A 16,318-nucleotide genomic window follows, 5' to 3' on the forward strand; every position below is an offset into this window, starting at 1 on the left:
CGTTAGTTTTCAAGGAATATATGTAAAATGAATATAAAATTTAATGTGATTATTTTTAAATGTACGGTAAAGTTAATACTGCAAGGAGGTCATTATGGCAAGAATTGATGAATCTGAATTTGGAGAGACACATTTTCAATGACTTTTAGGACATTGATACAGATGCCTTAAATATAGGTTAAAAAGAAAATCTTGTATTTAAAAAAAATAGATGGTAAAATTTATGTAAATTGAGTTAGTTAGTTGAATAACTAAATTAGGCGGTGATGTATTGGCAAAACCAAATGTTATTAGTAAAGGAGATTTAATTAAAAGTGCAAAGGAGTGTTTAGTTAATAACGGGATAGAGAAGTTTACATTAAGGTCAGTTGCAGAACTGGCGGGAGTTACACAGGGAACTGTCTATTATCATTTTAAAACTAAGGAGCAGTTGTTATTAGACATCGTTCAAGATATTTGTGAAAGTTCGTGGTCAGCGATTTCTCAACAAAGTAATCAATATATTGTCAGTCAGGCAATAGAATCAGCTAAAAGTCGGTGTTCTTATGACTCTTTCTTTCATAAATTATTTTTCACATTGGTTGTCTCGAGTTTTAACAATGAAATAATAAGAGGTCAATTAGGAGAGATAACGCTATCTGAAAACAATGCATTGACTAAAAATTTATTAAATGTATGGTCAAAAACACCGATTGAGGGTGTCTCTATGGAAACGTGGGGAATTCTCATAAATGCAATTGTTGATGGATTAGCATTGCACGCGTTGATACAAAAAGATTTTCCGGTAGAAAAAACATATGATGAGCTTGAACACCTATTTAAAAGTCTTACTCAATTACTTGATGAAGGGGATAAGTAATGAAAGGAAATTTAATCACTGTTATATGGGGTGTGTTGGTTTGGGTCTTTGCTACAATGTTTTTTGTTTTTTTTGGAGAAAGTGTACTCTTTAGTCCTGGAACAGAAAACTTTGCAACAAGCATTATTTTATTAGAAACTGTAACAGGACTTATATTGTGGGGAGTTACTTATATTTATTTGTTATTTGACAAATCAAAGAATGCACCATTAAAGTTTGGAATAATTGGGACAATTATTGGTTTATCATTAGACACATTTTCTATATCGATCCACCATACGATTTTTCCAAAATTAGATGATTCACAGGTTATTGCATTTACAGCATGGATGACTTTTGCTTATGCGTTATATTTATTTATTCCTGCAATGATTAATCAACAAAGAAGTAAACATCTTGAGATATAAAATAATTTTAATGAAAATATTAAAGTAAAAGTTACTTTAGCCGAACAGCTAGAATTGTTATAACAATGCCTATTAAGACTAAGCAGAATATTTGAGAATAGAATGGCGTAATAAGGCTCCTCTGTAAATAAAAAGAATAAAAAAACATTTAGGGAACTATTCCTTAAATGTTTTTTTAATTCCTTTATTTAAGAGTGAATTTCCTGAACACACCCGATTTAGTGAAGATATCTTACACGATGCCATTGGTGAACTTTTTTTGATCGGTTGTAAAAACAATATTAACTTCCAAGCCTGGAAATACGTCTTCCCGATATTGTCCGTTCATTAGACACCCATTTTTCTGCGCGTATTGCTTGGTTTTTTCGTTTGCTGGCTTTTCATTTTTTTTGTTGAATGGTCGGCATTCACATTTCTTTTACCTGCGGAAGCCTGGTTCTTTTTGTTTTCAAGCTGCTGTCTCATTGCCTCTTGCAAACTGATTTTCTTTTTTGGTGCTTCAGTTGGATTATTCTCAGTCAAAGGGAAATCCTCCTTTTTGGATATGATTGTTAGTCCAGTATAATCTATTTTCCGTTATTTGTGAAAGAATATCGAAAACAATTTGGCTAGCGGACAGCATTAGTATCATTAGAATACCGACTGTAAAAAGGCACAGTCGGTGTTTTTTTATGTTATAAAAGCCAGTCAAAAGGATTATCTGCTAACTCTTGAATAGAATTCATAAACATACCCGCATGATAACCATCACAAACAGAATGATGGACTTGTAAAGATAGTGGCAAATAAATTGAATCACCTTTTTTAACAAATTTTCCTGCTGTAATAATTGGCAGAAGATAATTACTGTTATTATTGATATTTAAGTTAAACCCAGTAAATGAAGTCCATGGAATAATAGAAATAGAAAAAGTATTTTCAGGTATAGGTGTTTTGGGAAACAAATTCCCTGTAGCACTATATTTCTCTATATCAGAAAGGTACAAATCATAAAACCCTTTGAAGTCATTTATTACTTTAGTCCAAATACCAGAGAATGTTTCAGATTGACTGTCAAAAATCGTATACAGTGGGTCTAACTTATCCCAATACCCTAAAACTCCTTCACTATTGTAACCAGTTCTAAAAGCTGTATTTGAGTTTACCACATTGGTCACTAAGAAGATAAATACAGGATAAAATTTATATCCTTTTTGTTTCATAGTTCGGTATAAAACACTAATATCAATTTCTGCGGTTATGCTAAAAGTCGTCTGTTGGTTCAAAAAATGATTAAATATCTCTTTTCTCTTCCAATTGTCTAAATCAATTTTAATAAAGTTCAAAAGATAAGCCCCCTAAATTTTTTTCTTATTGGAATTTAGGAGGCTGACTTGTCAGCTTTCTTCATTAGGTTCATTCCTTTTTTCTGGGAGTCTATAATATTGTATCAAATTTATGTAGTGATTTTAAACAAACAAACCATTCCGTACAATTTTTGTTTTTTTAACTAAAGTGTGTATTAATCTAAGAAAAATAGGATAACTTGCTGAAGTATTAAGGAAAGACAAAAGATTAGAGAAACAAGGAATAATTATAGGAACTATTAAGGATGAACTCTTTAAATCAAAATCAAAAGAAGTCTACTGAATTTAGTAGACTCCATTTAATATGTCTCATAAATAATATTTCCTGTTTGAGATATATCATAATCCCCTAGAGAATGAACCTCAGTCTGAAACCGATGGGAAGATAATATATCCTTTATTACGCTTATTAAATGTTCGGATTCAGGATTTTTTAGAATAACCAAGTCATAACGTTCAGTTATTAATGGAACAAAATCTATTCCAACGATTTTTGCAGCTTTTTCAATTCCTACCCCTACATCTGCTTTTCCGGAGGAGACAGCGGAAGCGACACTGAAATGATTCGATTCTTCGTTCTCGTATCCCTTAATGTCCCTAGAGGGAATTCCGTGGATCCTGAGCTGTTCATCAAGGAGAATCCGAGCGCCAGACCCTTTCTCTCTATTTATGATTTTTATATCCTTACGATTTAAATCAGTCCAAGAGGCGAGATTTAAAGGATTTCCCTTTTTAACATAAAATCCGGCTTTTCTCGAAAGCAGATTAAGTAAGATATAGGGATAGCCAACTAAAATTTTTTTTATGTAAGGTAGATTGTATTCTCCTGTATCTCCGTCAAACATATGCAAACTTTCAATGTCGTATTCTCCATTGTACATAGATATAAGACTATTTAAACTTCCTGTATAAGAACGTAAAGGTTTATACGGTGAGTTTTTCTCAATGTGTTTACCAAGTATATCAAGAACCATGTCTTGCCCACTAATCACAATATTGTAAGAATCCTTTGTAATATTCCTTTTAAGTTCCAGTTCAGGTGCTTGAAGTTTTTTACTTTGATTGGTTTTTTGACTGTTAATATAAATATCCAAGTCTTTTGCATCAATTCTCATCTGTCTTCCTACACGGAATACAGGAAGTTCCCCTTTTTTCACAAGGTCATAAAGAGTTAATTTTGATACTTTCAAAAGCTGTGACACCTCTTCAATCGTATAGGAAAGCTCTTTTGACATGTACACACACCACCTCGAACTAAATGTTTTAAATAAAGTTATATTTTTAATTATAAATAATAAATGTGATTTTTCTTACACTTTTCTACATTATAATTAGTTATATTAGATTATAAATAATTATAAAGGGGGATAGGATGATGAAAAAATTAAATCTGTTACTTTTCTTAATGATGATGCTTTTACTCGTCATTTCTGGGTGTTCAGCCAATGAACAAACTAAGACAACAAAAGTACAGAAGAAACTAGATCAAAAGAAAGTAGAATTGACCATTTCGGCTGCTGCAAGTCTGCAGGATGCATTAACTGATATTAAAGCTGACTTTGAGAATGTGCATCCAAATATAACATTAAATTTTAACTTTGGAGCATCAGGGGCACTGCAACAACAAATTTCACAGGGAGCACCTGTTGACCTCTTCTTCTCAGCAGCTAAGGACAAATTTCAAAAATTAGTACAGGATGGACTCATTGAAAAGAAAAATGGAACAAATTTAGTAGGTAATGATCTTGTGTTGGTTGTACCAAAAGGTTCAAAAAAAGGGATAAAGACATTCGAAGACCTTACAAAAGTTGATAAACTAGCACTTGGTACCCCTGAGTCTGTACCAGCTGGACAATATGGCAAGGAAACATTAGATAAGTTAAACGTCTGGAAAGCGCTTGAAGGGAAAGTAGTATATGCCAAAGATGTTCGCCAAGTGCTTACATATGTTGAGACGAACAATGTTGACGCAGGTATTGTATATAAGACAGATGCATTAACATCTCAAAAAGTTGAAATTGCTGCTACTGCAAATGATAACACACACGAGCCGATTATTTATCCAGTAGGGGTAATTAAGAATAGTACCCATCTTAAAGAAGCCCAACTTTTCTACAAATATCTACGAAATGATAAATCGAAGAAGACTTTAGAAAAGTATGGATTTAAGGATCTATAAAAAATTAAAGATGACAAACAGCTTTTGGATTCCTATTAGATTATCACTTGAGATTGCATCTGTATCATCAATATTGGTAATAATTCTAGGTATGTTTTTTGGAAAGATAATGGCTAATAGAAAATTCAAAGGAAAAGTCTTAATTGATACCATTTTCCTTTTACCATTAGTTTTACCACCTTCAGTCGTTGGTTTCCTATTAATTATTTTTTTCGGCCGGAATAGTCTGGTAGGGCAATTAATTGAGTGGATATTTAATCAACCCATAATGTTTACGTGGTGGGCTGCTGTGATTGCTTCAACTGTTATCGCGTTTCCTCTGATGTATCAATCTTCTAGAACGGGTTTTGAAGCAGTTGATGTAGATATTGTGAATGCTGCTCGTGTAGACGGGGCAAACGAATTCAGGGTATTTATGTTGATTTCTATTCCTCTAGCCCTTAAATCAATCATTTCAGGTGCAATACTGAGTTTTGCGAGGGCATTAGGTGAGTTTGGAGCCACATTAATGTTCGCCGGAAACATCCCAGGGAAAACCCAAACAATACCAACACCTATTTATGTAGCCATTGATTCAGGAAAGATGGAGTTAGCATGGGTTTGGGTTACAAGTATGATAGTTGTTTCTTTTTTAATGTTAATTTGTGTAAATTTTCTTAAATCCAAATGAATAAAACTTCTTTTTTTAATCATATGGGCATCCTTTAAACAGGGATGTCTTTTTTATTCAAAACAATAAGATTTTGAGGTACAGTATGCAGACTCTTAGGGGTTGATATCGCTAAATGCAAGCACCAGAAACTGGCTCAGAATTTTAGAGAGAATCATATTAATATATAATTGGGTTTATGCTGACCAAAAATATGGATATTATTAAGCTAAAACACTTCTTGAAGATATAACCCTGAATTTCCTACGCAAAGTGTGAAATTCAGGGTTATCCCATGTCCGTGTTGACTCAAAATTAAACGAATATGCCCTAAGAAAATTTATGTGTTCTTATCCCTGTGGAGTAAATGTGGAATCAATTCCTAGTGACATTGTCCTTTAGTTTTTATCTGTTTAATTGCCTATGAAACCCACTTGTTTTCCTACTTATTCCTAGCGATTCTACTTTGATGTTTTGTCATGCCAATTTGAGCGAATCAACCGAATAATTTCCATGCTACCCTTCATAGCCATAAGTACAGTCATCGTCTTTAGCCAAAGGATTACGTCCGGCTGATAGATTGTTGCAATATGCCATACTGGCACAACTTGAGTTGTATTCAAAATCAGGACAATAAACAGCCCAGCAAAATTCAGAACAATTCTTGATATAACTTTGATGGATATTTCAATATGGCCAGAATTGTCAGGACTCGACGGCCCAAGGCAGCGCTTGGCAGTTCGAGCGGTCGTGTATAATAACCATGCGCTGAGCAGGATTATTAATCCATTTACAAGCAAGTATTTCTGCGAAATGCTAAGACCCAATCCTCCAATCGGTTGTTCATTTAGTAAGTTAATGACCCCGGAGGCGATGCGGGTAGTTGTAATGATGTGCGTGTTGGGCCAGTCGGCATCGATTGCGTCAAGTACATTAGCGAACACAATCACTCCCAGTTGTTGTTCAGGAACAATATAAGTTTGGGCTTGGAAGCCTATCGATCCACCCGGCTGACCAATAACCGGTAAACCGTCTATGTGACCTGTCATCCAACCCATGGCGTACGTTCCCGGAACAGGTTCAGTCTGCATAAGTCGAATGCCTTCCGGAGAGAGCACGGAAGCATCTTCAAATCTGCCTCCGTTTATTTGGGCAATCAAGTAATGGCTCATGTCCTTCGCACTTGTATAAAGGTAACCCGCCGGCGCATCTCCTGGAATATTAATATAGGGGCCATCGTAGGGAACGTTGGATCCAAATATCCGTCGGTAGGGCGTTGCCAGTCCATGTACTGCTGCTTCATTGAACGTAACATAGCTATCATGCATAGATAGAGGGTTAAAAATATGCTCTTTCACATAGTCGCCATAGGACTGGCCGGATACTCGTTGCACAATATAGCCGAGCAGTACATAATTTGCGTTCGAATATCTGTAGGGATGTTCGGTTTGCTTGGTATCCTTTAAAAACTTTTTCGCATAAGACATGGCGTTTTTCTCCAGAGCATCTTGATCTGGATCATTAATACTTGCTAGTGAGTTGCTAAAAGTGGAGATTTGGGAGAACCCACTTGTTTGGTTTAGTAACTGACGTATGGTAATGAACTCTGCACCCTTATACTTAGTTGGAATATATCGCTTTATAGGCGCATCTAAGTCAATTTTTCCATTTTCGGCAAGTTGCAGAACCGCCGTGGCGGTAATCGATTTGCCGATCGAACCTAATCCGAAAGGTGTATCAGGTGTTACAAGCCGACCTGATGAATCTGCCTGACCATATCCCTTTAGGTAAAGGATGCGATCTCCCTTTACGATTCCAAGAGCCAGCCCTGGAAGGTGCTGCCGTTTCATTTCGCGAGCAATATACGCATCTACTTTGGAGAAGTCCGAAGTTCCAGATAGCTCATCTGGAATGTTTTCATCACTTCGCACTAAACTGAAAATGGGGAAGATGAACAGACTGCTCAGAATTAATATTGCAATTGTTATTTTTCTCATTTTCATTCCATCCATTTTTCTTTTTTTATTCCATTCATTCAACAGGAATTCATTTTGGTTTCTATCGGAAAGAGCTATATTCCAAAAATAATAAATAAACTTAGTGCTATTATATTCAAAACAGTCTTTAACAATTGGGTGCACTTACATATAGAGTGGTGCTTAGAATAGGTGCGATGATAGCGGAAATCCCAAGCCCATTTACTACACAAATGATCCCCAATTCGTTTCCTCTGGATTATAAACGAATTGGAGCAATGTTTCTCAGATGATTTGTTGCCCCTTATAATAAATTCCGTTAAATACGGTTCAATCGATCTCGAATTGCTTTTCGTTAGATGTTACTTCAGTGCCTAAAACAGTGTTTCGACGTCCAGGCCAAAAAGCCAGCTTGCTTAGGATCAGCGTAATGGCCGGTACGAGAAATGGGCGCACAACGAACGTATCGAGCAGAATCCCGAGCGCGACAATGACACCCATTTGCAACATCAACTGAACCGGCATCGTGATCAATTAAAGTATCCGAACATTGATCCATAAGGTGCAGATCTCAATCAAAAAATCTTTACTGCCCTACCTTGGCATACAAATAAATAAAACAAGGATACCGCTCATACTGTATAGAACAATTACAATGATTCGAAACCAATGAAATCTAAACGAATAATGATGCGTAACAAGATGCAGCGATACTCCAGACATGATAAGAAATAGAAAGAGTAATAGATAATAGGATAGATTAGGGTGGCATCTTTTTTTCTCCATCCATGTTGAGATTATGATCAAACTTCAATTCAAACGTCTTGCTCCTTAGATTCTTGCTTTTTTACTTTTATTTTCTCATTGGTCTTCCGTGTGAGAGACATAGTTCCAAAAAACAACATCAGAGCTAGTACCGGATGAAGAGCAGATATATATCCAATCCCAGATGGTAATTTTGCGCTAACCGCCATTAAAATAATGATGCCGATTAATCCCGCACTACGCAGCCGAATAGAATGCGGCAGGCGAGCGATGAAAGAAATCAAGAGTATCAGGATTGAAACAATGATCAGTAATCTGGCAAAGACAGTATGACTGACCCATTGACTCGAATCCCAAAACAGTGCAAGACCGGCAAGAAACACCTGGATCAAAATGCAAATTGCAAAAATCCTTACCATTGCTTTAAACGCGATACGTGCTCCAACCACTAGCCGTGAAAGGTTGGTTTTTTCTTTCGAGTGATCCCCAACATCAGGTTTACCGCGGTTTAGTGATAAGTTGCTCATCTTTAATTCCTCACTTTCGTTAAAATATAATTTGTTGGTTTTTTTCCATATGAGATCATTCCATTGATTGCTCAACTTCAGGATTTTAATCGTTAAATAGCATCTGTAACCCCTAAATGAAACGATCTCTCCGTTACACAATCAGTTTAAACAATAAAAGTCGAGAACTTATGCAAATCTTCTCCTTTTTCTGTGAATTTGTTCAAGAACATGCTAAATTACGTTATAATCATCGGTAAGCGGTGTAATCTCGCACAGGTATCATATGAAATTGGAAAGAGGTGATCGGAATGGAGCCAAAATTGTTGCTCGTGGAGGATGAACAGGGCATGCTTGAGGAAATGGACACCTATTTGCAACGTGAAGGGTTTCAGGTACTGACCGCATGTACGGGAAAGGAAGCACTCACAATTGTCCGGTCTGAACGTCCTGATATCGTCGTGCTTGATTGGATGCTCCCCGAGAAAAGCGGAATCGACATATGCCGCGAAATAAGGCAAACCTCGCATTGTGGTATTATTATGGTCACGGCCCGTTCGGATGAATCGGATAAAATTGTTGGTCTCGAAATCGGCGCGGACGATTATTTGACGAAGCCATTTAGTTTGCGCGAGCTTGCTTCGCGTATCCGTGCTTTACTTCGCCGCTTGCGTGGTCCTGAAGATAATTCGATGTTCTTGGAAAGAGACAACCTTATCATTTCCGAGGCCAAATGTCAGGTATTAAAGGACGGTCAGGAGATCCAATTGACACCGACTGAATTTAAAATTCTGTACACGTTGGCTGCTCGTCCCGGAATGGTCTTTTTTAGCCGCCTGCAATTAATTAAAGCTGCTCTCGAGGACGAATATATGGGATATGAAAGAACGATGGATTCCCATATTAGGAATCTTCGTCGTAAGCTGGGTGACGATCCGGCCAATCCTCGGTATATTCAGACGGTATATGGTTTCGGTTACCGATTCGGTGAACAATCATGATGTTGACGGTACGGCAAAAAATATTTATCTCAATGGGATTGCTTGTTCTTATTATCGGAGGCGTTCATGCTTTAACCAAACAGGCATATATGGCGTCTTTATTCGATCAATTTCGTAAGGAAGAAATCGATGCATCTTATTTAAACGCCATGCCGGGGGAACAAATCGAAATCTTGAAGACTTACGTTTCAGATAAGATGCAGAATTTTTTGCTTGGAAATTGGGTGTTTTTCATAGCAACCGGGTTGTTGTTTAGTTTATGGATTTCGGGATTGCTGACAATCCCGCTTAGAAAGCTCGTTGCGGCTATCGAACGAGTTGCACAAGGGGATCTAGATGTGAACGTTCCTGTTCAATCAAAAGACGAATATGGTAAAGTAATACGGACATTCAACGAGATGACACTTCGCCTCCGGGAGGCAGAGGAGGCACGAAGGCGTTTGGTAGCTGATGTAGCTCATGAGCTCCGCACTCCGCTGTCTATTATGCAGCTGAAATTAGAAAATGCTCAACAGTCAGGACAATACATCCCTCCGGAAATGCTGCTAAGACTCCATGACGAAGTGATACGTTTAGGACTGCTTGTGGAAGATCTTCATGTCTTGTCGTTGGCTGAGGCGGGCAGGTTGGTATTGGACTGCAAACCGCTCGATTTGTCTGCAAGACTTGAACAAATTGTGGATGATGTAAAAATGGAGGCTGAAGAGAACGGACTGGAATTGCACTTCTATACGAACAAGAGGTCGGTAACAGTGATGGCCGATGCAAGACGAATCACGCAGGTGTTCATCAATTTGTTGACTAATGCAATCCGCTACACACCTGTAGGAGGAAAGATTTCGGTTGTAATGGAAGACAATGTCTTGGATAAAAATACAGTGTATACATGTGTATCAGTGATAGATACAGGGATCGGTATTCCTGCCGAAGAACTAGCCCACCTATTCGATCGTTTTTATCGCGTGGAAAAGGCACGTTCACGGCATACAGGCGGAACGGGGCTGGGATTATCCATATCTCATCATTTTGTTAGAGCCCACGGCGGGTTCATCCGCGTCAAGAGCGAGCCTGACCAAGGTACAACATTTACCGTTTATTTACCTTTGGGTAAATGTTAGATAACAAATGCTCTTTTCAAAGATACTATCCAAAGATGTGTATTTAAAAGAGCATTTTTCCTTAGTCTAAGCTCTTGATCTGCAAAGGTTTTTGAGCATTAAAGGGACTTTACCCCGACTTGTAGAAGTTTTCAAGTGAACAAATCAGAAAACATCTAGAGGAAGTGAAATTACTTTTGATATTATTTAAGAAAGTCCTTTACCAGACTGGATAAACTTGAATTTAAAGAATGATTCCCTATCGAGATGTGAGAAGAAGCGGGATTATCTGGAGCGCATCGATAAACATATGTTGTGCAGTACGAAGATATGACGCTGCTTCTTCGAGAGCAGTTGGAAAGTCGCCGCGAAGAAAATTGTAGCTGTTTTGGAAGTGAGCTTTAAGTTTAATTATCTTGAATTAAGTGGACTTACTTCAATAAAGAATAAAGCCTTATTATTATTAAAATAACTTACTGGTTATCTCGACAACAACTAGTGCTACTATAAATTCAATTTGCTTTTTTGGATATAAAAACCATTTATATATAAGGTATATAAATGGTTAATGTACATAATATTTTAGGGGTGGCAACATAAATTGCCTTCGCCCTTTTCTAGAGCAGATTTTAAACTATTAAGAACACCTGACCAAGCCATTTGGTGCCAATTAATAGCCTCAATCCAGTCCTCATCATTTTTAAATCCTATATGTTCAACAATTACCTTCGTAGTATTTTCATTGATTGATGAGAAACTTACTTTAACAGTTGTTAGTTCATTTTCATTGTTCATGAATGTATCGAATTGGTCTGGTCCTTTCCAAGTGAAATGTAGCTCTTTTTCATTAATAAGTTTAGTGATTTTACAACCCTTAGTATTCATACCCGTTCTATTTCCAGGTATAAAATAAAGTTCGTATGCACCACCTTCCTTAGCCTCCACTACGGTTTCAGCTGCAAACCATTCTGAAACTCTTTCAGAGATCGTCCAAGCATACCATACTAGGTTTAATGGTGCGTCAATTGTTACTTCTTTAATAATAGCTTTATCATTTGTGGTAGTTTTCAAAAAATACACCCCTTTATGTTAAATTATTACATATAAATTTTAACACTATTAGGAAAACTTTGATATAAAGTAATTAAAATAACTGGCGCATTCCTTTAATAAGGATGGTTTTTTCTTATTAAAGGAAAGTTGCAGAATACTTGAATAAGATTAATGATAAAATTAAGAGATATAGTAGATTTGATAAAAATAATGAGAATGAATGTTAAGAGAGGAAGTACAAGACTATGGATTTCGAAACTGTTATGCAGGAGCTAGAAGCTCTCGGTAAGGAACGAACGAAAAAAATGTACATATCCAATGGAGCGCATGAGCCACTTTTTGGCGTTGCTACAGGTGCTATGAAACCAATTGCAAAGAAAGTAAAAATAAATCAACGCTTAGCGGAAGAGCTTTATGCCACAGGTAATTACGATGCAATGTACTTTGCAGGCATTATCGCAGACCCAAAAGCTATGACTGAGTCAGATTTTGATCGTTGGATAGATGGAGCGTATTTTTATATGCTGTCCGATTATGTGGTGGCGGTAACTCTATCTGAGTCAGATATTTCTCAAGCAGTTGCCGATAAATGGATTGCAAGTGGTAACGAACTGAGAATGTCAGCGGGTTGGAGTTGTTACTGTTGGCTTTTAGGGAATCGCCTAGATAATGAATTTTCTGAAAACAAGATGTCCAAAATGCTTGATATGGTAAAAAATACGATTCATGATTCGCCAGAACGAACGAAATCTGCTATGAATAATTTTCTATACACTGTGGGGATTTCATATTTACCGCTACATGAAAAGGCAGTAGAGACTGCAAAGGAAGTAGGTATAGTAGAGGTCAAACGAGCCAAGAAAAAAAGTAGTTTCCTAAACGCTTATGAAAGTATCCAAAAAGAAATTAATAGGGGAAGGATTGGTTTCAAACGTAAATATGTAAGATGTTAAAAGTAGCTTCGCATCGGGGCGTTAAATTAAGAATCATTGTGCTTACAAGTGCATTAGTTGAGCAAGAAATAAAGAGGATCATACATATTAGACATATCTTATATGTATGATCCTCCTATTGTCTACTTATCTCCTCTTGAACTTATATATAATTCTCAGTAACCTCATTTTTTATGCTTAAGGGAAAAGACTACTAGCAGTAAAAGAATAATAAGACAGACGATTGTGCCAACCTTATTTTGTGCATTAAACATAAAAGAAATAAAAATCGTAATTAATCCGATTAAAGCTAGGATAGTGGTAAAAGGAAACCATTTAACTTGAAAGAAAGGTTTTTCCTTATATTGCGGTCTTAGCTTTAATTGAGAAAAGCATATGCTGATCCAAATCAGCATGATGGTAAAACCAGGAATGGTCATCATATAATTGATGATATTCTCAGGTGCTAAATAGGCTAAGAAAACACCTATTAGAATAAGAAATCCTGTAATGAGTATTCCGTTTATAGGTGTACCGTTTTTGGAGACTTTTAACAGTAATTTCGGTGCTTCACCTGTTTGCGCCATGGAAAATAGTGTTCTGGAAGTTGCATATATTCCTGAATTAGCCGCAGAAAGAACAGCGGTTAAAAGGACAAAATTCATGATATTTGCTGCCCCTGGAAGCCCTGCAGTACTGAATACTTGAACAAAGGGGCTATCTACACCTGATACTTTATCCCAAGGAACGATACCGCAAATAATGAGAATTGGACAAATGTAGAAAATAATAACTCTCCATACAGTCCCTTTTACAATTTTGGGCAATACTTTTTTCGCATTTTGCGTTTCGGTTACAGCTACACCAATTAGTTCAGCACCTCCATAAGAAAACATAACGACTAGAAAGGCACTGAAAATTCCTCCGATACCATGAGGGAAGAATCCGCCATGTGAGGTATAGTTGGATATTGGATTGTCAATTGAGCTTGGAAGTATGCCTGATAATATAAGACAACCTAAAATAATAAAGGCAATAAGGGCAAAAATTTTAATACCGGCAAACCAAAATTCAAGCTCTCCATAAAATTTCACATGAAATGAGTTTATCCCTAATATAACTGCAGCGCATAAAAAGCTTAATAACCAAAGGGGGATATTAGGAAACCAATATTGCAGAAAACTTCCTCCTGCCAATAATTCAACCGTCGTAACGATTACCCAATTGATCCAGTACAACCACCCGACAATGAAAGATACACGATGACCAAACGCCTTATTTACTAAATGCTGAACATTCATTCCAGGATGGGCAATAGCCATTTCTCCTAATGCTACCATTACAATTAATAGCAATAATCCACCTAATAAATAGGCAAGGACCACACTTGGACCAGCAATCGATAATGTATCAGAACTGCCTTTAAAAATACCAGTTCCAATCATTCCGGCCAGTGCTATAAATTGCACATGTCTAGGTAATAATCCTTTTTTTAAATCTTGCTGTTTTTTCTCCATGCTGATCTTCGCCTCTCTTATTAAAATATAAAAAAATCCCTACTAGAAAAAAATCCTAGTAGGGACGATTTAATTATCGCGTTACCACCCTATTTGCAAACAAATAAGCTTACCACTTCATTGTTTTAACGATTGATAACCGTCTTATTCTACGCTGAATAAGCTGCTCCAAGAATGAAATTCGCTCCTTGCAAGTGTACTGATTTTCACCAACCATCAGCTCTCTTTAAGCAACATGCAAGAACTACTTTGTTCCCTTCCAAGCATTTATTATATGAAATATTCTAAATTAATATACTATCTTTCGGACGTTTGTGCTTTTAAGTAATAAAGTATGTCTATTAATATAGCAAGATGATTTTCCTATGTCAATTTATTTTTTTGATTTAAAAGATATTTTAACTAAAAATAATTATTTTGCAAATATTTATTTAAATGATTGACTCTCAACCTGTAAGGAATATAATAAAGATATCACTTATATTAACTTAAAATCACTTAATTTCACTTACCTAAAGAGTGCTTTTGGAGGAAATGTATGTTTCAGGATGAGCGATTAATATCCATACTTCAATTTTTAGAAAAAAATCAACGAATTAGTGTAGAGGAAATATGTGAACATTTTGATGTTTCGAGAGATACTGCACGCAGAGATATTGTAAAGCTAGAAGAGCAAGGGAAGATTATCCGTACACGTGGAGCAGCATTACTGCCTTCATTATCAAAAGAAACACCTAATTACGAAGAAAGAATGTTATCGGAAATGCCTTTAAAAAGGATGATTGGAAAACAAGCCGCTTCCCTTATTATGGATGGTGATTATCTATTTGCAGATAATTCCACAACCGTACGGCAAGCAATGGAGTATCTATCCTCAAAAAATAACGTTGTTGTCACGAATGCGATTGACACCGCAGGACTATTAACCCAAAAGGAAAACATCCGCATTCATTTACTTGGCGGCTTAATGCATAATGATCAACGCTTTATTTATGGGGCCCAGGCTACGCAAATGATGGAAAAATATCATGTGGATAAAACGTTTATAGGTTCATGCGGAATTTCCTTTGATGGACTAACCACTCCATTTGAAGAGGAAAGTTCTTTGATTAATGAAGCTATGCGCAGAGCGGATCAGGTCATTGTACTTGCGGATCACTCCAAGTTCGAAAAGAGAAGGTTTTTCAAGTTGGCGGGATTTGAACAAATTCATACTATTGTGACAGACAGAGAGCCAGAACCAACTATAATGGAAAAAATACTGGAACATGGAGTTGAACTGATTATAGCAAGAGGGGAGTTCTAAAATATTTGGGGAGGTGCCACACATGTATAAATGTTTCATTTTTGATATTGATGGAACGATATTAGATACAGAGATAGTTGTGTTAAAGTCCTTACAAAAGGCATTGGAAATGGAAGGACTTGTGTTTCCTTTGGAAGATTTACGATTTGCCTTAGGGATTCCCGGAGAGAACGCTTTATCCTTATTGCCTATCTCTAATCCAAAACGAGTTTTACATAATTGGATCCAGCTTGGAGAGAGTTATTTTAACGAAATTTCGGTTTTTTCTGGTCTTCGTGAGGTTATCTTATTTCTTTCCTGTTGTGATGTAAAAATTGGAATCGTTACCTCCAAAACAAAGCAGGAATATATAGATGGATTCGAGCCTTTTGGTTTAACAGATTATTTTAATCATTATATTTGTGCGGATGATACCGACAGACATAAGCCCCATCCTGAACCGCTGCAAAAATGTATCACCCATTTAAAATCGAAACCGGAAGAAACAATCTATATTGGTGACACGCAATATGATCTGCAGTGTGCAAAATCAGCGGGAGCTGATTTTGGTTTAGCTTATTGGGGGACAAAAAATATTGAAGGATTCCAAGAAGCTGACCATATTTTCTACAAACCTACAGATATTTTATCAACACTCTGTCCTAGTTGACAGAGTTTTTTAATTCCCATAAATAAATACGCAAGAAATAATAGGAAATAATAAACACAACGAAGTAATGTAGGAG

General features: G+C 36.5%; 15 protein-coding genes, 2 pseudogenes and 1 other annotated feature. Of the genes and pseudogenes, 9 read left to right on the top strand and 8 right to left on the bottom strand.

Going from position 1 to position 16,318, the window contains the following annotated elements; genetic code table 11:
- The first annotated feature begins 271 nt into the window (after nucleotides 1-271).
- Nucleotides 272-859 (top strand): TetR/AcrR family transcriptional regulator, encoded by a 588-nt coding sequence (locus NSQ59_RS12570; RefSeq protein WP_055739662.1) that lies wholly within the window; start codon nucleotides 272-274, stop codon nucleotides 857-859.
- Nucleotides 859-1,266: a DUF5367 family protein gene (locus NSQ59_RS12575; protein ID WP_055739663.1), complete on the top strand. Its 408-nt coding sequence runs from the start codon at nucleotides 859-861 to the stop codon at nucleotides 1,264-1,266. The genes NSQ59_RS12570 and NSQ59_RS12575 overlap by 1 nt, the downstream gene beginning before the upstream one ends.
- A gap of 327 nt (nucleotides 1,267-1,593) precedes the next feature.
- On the opposite strand, the gene NSQ59_RS12580 is transcribed toward NSQ59_RS12575, so the two are convergent.
- The 3 genes and pseudogenes from NSQ59_RS12580 to NSQ59_RS12590 all read right to left on the bottom strand — a co-directional run bounded on the left by NSQ59_RS12580 (nucleotide 1,594) and on the right by NSQ59_RS12590 (nucleotide 3,847).
- A complete protein-coding gene (locus NSQ59_RS12580; protein WP_055739664.1) occupies nucleotides 1,594-1,788 on the bottom strand; it encodes a hypothetical protein in 195 nt (64 codons plus the stop codon).
- A gap of 100 nt (nucleotides 1,789-1,888) precedes the next feature.
- Nucleotides 1,889-2,591 (bottom strand): annotated as a pseudogene (gene catA, locus NSQ59_RS12585) (type A chloramphenicol O-acetyltransferase); the annotation flags it as partial.
- 320 nt (nucleotides 2,592-2,911) lie between these two features.
- Nucleotides 2,912-3,847 (bottom strand): helix-turn-helix transcriptional regulator, encoded by a 936-nt coding sequence (locus NSQ59_RS12590; protein WP_340831497.1) that lies wholly within the window; start codon nucleotides 3,845-3,847, stop codon nucleotides 2,912-2,914.
- Nucleotides 3,848-3,984: 137 nt separating this feature from the next.
- Here NSQ59_RS12590 and modA point away from each other — a divergent pair, with 137 nt between their 5' ends.
- Complete coding sequence (gene modA / locus NSQ59_RS12595; protein ID WP_244885867.1) at nucleotides 3,985-4,791, top strand: molybdate ABC transporter substrate-binding protein; 807 nt, start codon at nucleotides 3,985-3,987, stop codon at nucleotides 4,789-4,791.
- A 10-nt stretch (nucleotides 4,792-4,801) separates the two neighbouring features.
- On the top strand, nucleotides 4,802-5,461 hold the full coding sequence (gene modB / locus NSQ59_RS12600; protein WP_340833159.1) for a molybdate ABC transporter permease subunit: 660 nt from the start codon (nucleotides 4,802-4,804) through the stop codon (nucleotides 5,459-5,461).
- Nucleotides 5,462-5,901: 440 nt separating this feature from the next.
- On the opposite strand, the gene NSQ59_RS12605 is transcribed toward modB, so the two are convergent.
- The 3 genes and pseudogenes from NSQ59_RS12605 to NSQ59_RS12615 all read right to left on the bottom strand — a co-directional run bounded on the left by NSQ59_RS12605 (nucleotide 5,902) and on the right by NSQ59_RS12615 (nucleotide 8,708).
- Nucleotides 5,902-7,437: a serine hydrolase domain-containing protein gene (locus NSQ59_RS12605; protein WP_340831500.1), complete on the bottom strand. Its 1,536-nt coding sequence runs from the start codon at nucleotides 7,435-7,437 to the stop codon at nucleotides 5,902-5,904.
- A 309-nt stretch (nucleotides 7,438-7,746) separates the two neighbouring features.
- Nucleotides 7,747-7,950: pseudogene (locus NSQ59_RS12610) on the bottom strand (MMPL family transporter); the annotation flags it as partial.
- A gap of 281 nt (nucleotides 7,951-8,231) precedes the next feature.
- Entirely contained in the window at nucleotides 8,232-8,708 is a 477-nt protein-coding gene (locus NSQ59_RS12615) for a DUF6220 domain-containing protein (protein WP_126647025.1), read from the bottom strand.
- Nucleotides 8,709-8,998: 290 nt separating this feature from the next.
- Here NSQ59_RS12615 and NSQ59_RS12620 point away from each other — a divergent pair, with 290 nt between their 5' ends.
- Nucleotides 8,999-9,688, top strand: a complete 690-nt coding sequence (locus NSQ59_RS12620) for a response regulator transcription factor (protein ID WP_055739671.1) — start codon at nucleotides 8,999-9,001, stop codon at nucleotides 9,686-9,688.
- Nucleotides 9,685-10,806, top strand: a complete 1,122-nt coding sequence (locus tag NSQ59_RS12625; protein ID WP_055739672.1) for a sensor histidine kinase — start codon at nucleotides 9,685-9,687, stop codon at nucleotides 10,804-10,806. Before NSQ59_RS12620 ends, NSQ59_RS12625 begins: the two co-directional genes overlap by 4 nt.
- Nucleotides 10,807-11,367: 561 nt before the next feature.
- Here the strand turns inward: NSQ59_RS12625 and NSQ59_RS12630 are convergent.
- Entirely contained in the window at nucleotides 11,368-11,856 is a 489-nt protein-coding gene (locus NSQ59_RS12630; RefSeq protein ID WP_055739673.1) for an SRPBCC family protein, read from the bottom strand.
- A gap of 227 nt (nucleotides 11,857-12,083) precedes the next feature.
- On the opposite strand from NSQ59_RS12630, the gene NSQ59_RS12635 reads away from it, so the two are divergent.
- Nucleotides 12,084-12,791, top strand: a complete 708-nt coding sequence (locus tag NSQ59_RS12635) for a DNA alkylation repair protein (RefSeq protein WP_055739674.1) — start codon at nucleotides 12,084-12,086, stop codon at nucleotides 12,789-12,791.
- A gap of 164 nt (nucleotides 12,792-12,955) precedes the next feature.
- Here NSQ59_RS12635 and NSQ59_RS12640 read toward each other — a convergent pair whose 3' ends face one another.
- Nucleotides 12,956-14,287: an amino acid permease gene (locus NSQ59_RS12640; RefSeq protein ID WP_055739675.1), complete on the bottom strand. Its 1,332-nt coding sequence runs from the start codon at nucleotides 14,285-14,287 to the stop codon at nucleotides 12,956-12,958.
- Between the two features lie 57 nt (nucleotides 14,288-14,344).
- Nucleotides 14,345-14,558, bottom strand: a binding site (T-box leader).
- A 267-nt stretch (nucleotides 14,559-14,825) separates the two neighbouring features.
- Between NSQ59_RS12640 and NSQ59_RS12645 the strand changes: the two genes are divergently transcribed.
- Complete coding sequence (locus NSQ59_RS12645) at nucleotides 14,826-15,593, top strand: DeoR/GlpR family DNA-binding transcription regulator (RefSeq protein WP_055739676.1); 768 nt, start codon at nucleotides 14,826-14,828, stop codon at nucleotides 15,591-15,593.
- 22 nt (nucleotides 15,594-15,615) lie between these two features.
- Nucleotides 15,616-16,242 (top strand): HAD family hydrolase, encoded by a 627-nt coding sequence (locus NSQ59_RS12650; protein WP_055739677.1) that lies wholly within the window; start codon nucleotides 15,616-15,618, stop codon nucleotides 16,240-16,242.
- Nucleotides 16,243-16,318 lie beyond the last annotated feature (76 nt).

This window comes from Margalitia sp. FSL K6-0131, from assembly GCF_038008735.1.
In the GTDB taxonomy this organism is placed as follows: domain Bacteria; phylum Bacillota; class Bacilli; order Bacillales; family Bacillaceae_C; genus Margalitia; species Margalitia shackletonii.

Bases quoted from the DNA above. Each gene is read 5' to 3' on its own strand.
- NSQ59_RS12575 (WP_055739663.1), top strand. From the start codon at position 859: ATGAAAGGAAATTTAATCACTGTTATATGGGGTGTGTTGGTTTGGGTC.
- NSQ59_RS12590 (WP_340831497.1), bottom strand. From the start codon at position 3,847: ATGTCAAAAGAGCTTTCCTATACGATTGAAGAGGTGTCACAGCTTTTG.
- modA (WP_244885867.1), top strand. From the start codon at position 3,985: ATGATGAAAAAATTAAATCTGTTACTTTTCTTAATGATGATGCTTTTA.
- modB (WP_340833159.1), top strand. From the start codon at position 4,802: ATGACAAACAGCTTTTGGATTCCTATTAGATTATCACTTGAGATTGCA.
- NSQ59_RS12605 (WP_340831500.1), bottom strand. From the start codon at position 7,437: ATGAGAAAAATAACAATTGCAATATTAATTCTGAGCAGTCTGTTCATC.
- NSQ59_RS12615 (WP_126647025.1), bottom strand. From the start codon at position 8,708: ATGAGCAACTTATCACTAAACCGCGGTAAACCTGATGTTGGGGATCAC.
- NSQ59_RS12620 (WP_055739671.1), top strand. From the start codon at position 8,999: ATGGAGCCAAAATTGTTGCTCGTGGAGGATGAACAGGGCATGCTTGAG.
- NSQ59_RS12625 (WP_055739672.1), top strand. From the start codon at position 9,685: ATGATGTTGACGGTACGGCAAAAAATATTTATCTCAATGGGATTGCTT.
- NSQ59_RS12635 (WP_055739674.1), top strand. From the start codon at position 12,084: ATGGATTTCGAAACTGTTATGCAGGAGCTAGAAGCTCTCGGTAAGGAA.
- NSQ59_RS12640 (WP_055739675.1), bottom strand. From the start codon at position 14,287: ATGGAGAAAAAACAGCAAGATTTAAAAAAAGGATTATTACCTAGACAT.
- NSQ59_RS12645 (WP_055739676.1), top strand. From the start codon at position 14,826: ATGTTTCAGGATGAGCGATTAATATCCATACTTCAATTTTTAGAAAAA.
- NSQ59_RS12650 (WP_055739677.1), top strand. From the start codon at position 15,616: ATGTATAAATGTTTCATTTTTGATATTGATGGAACGATATTAGATACA.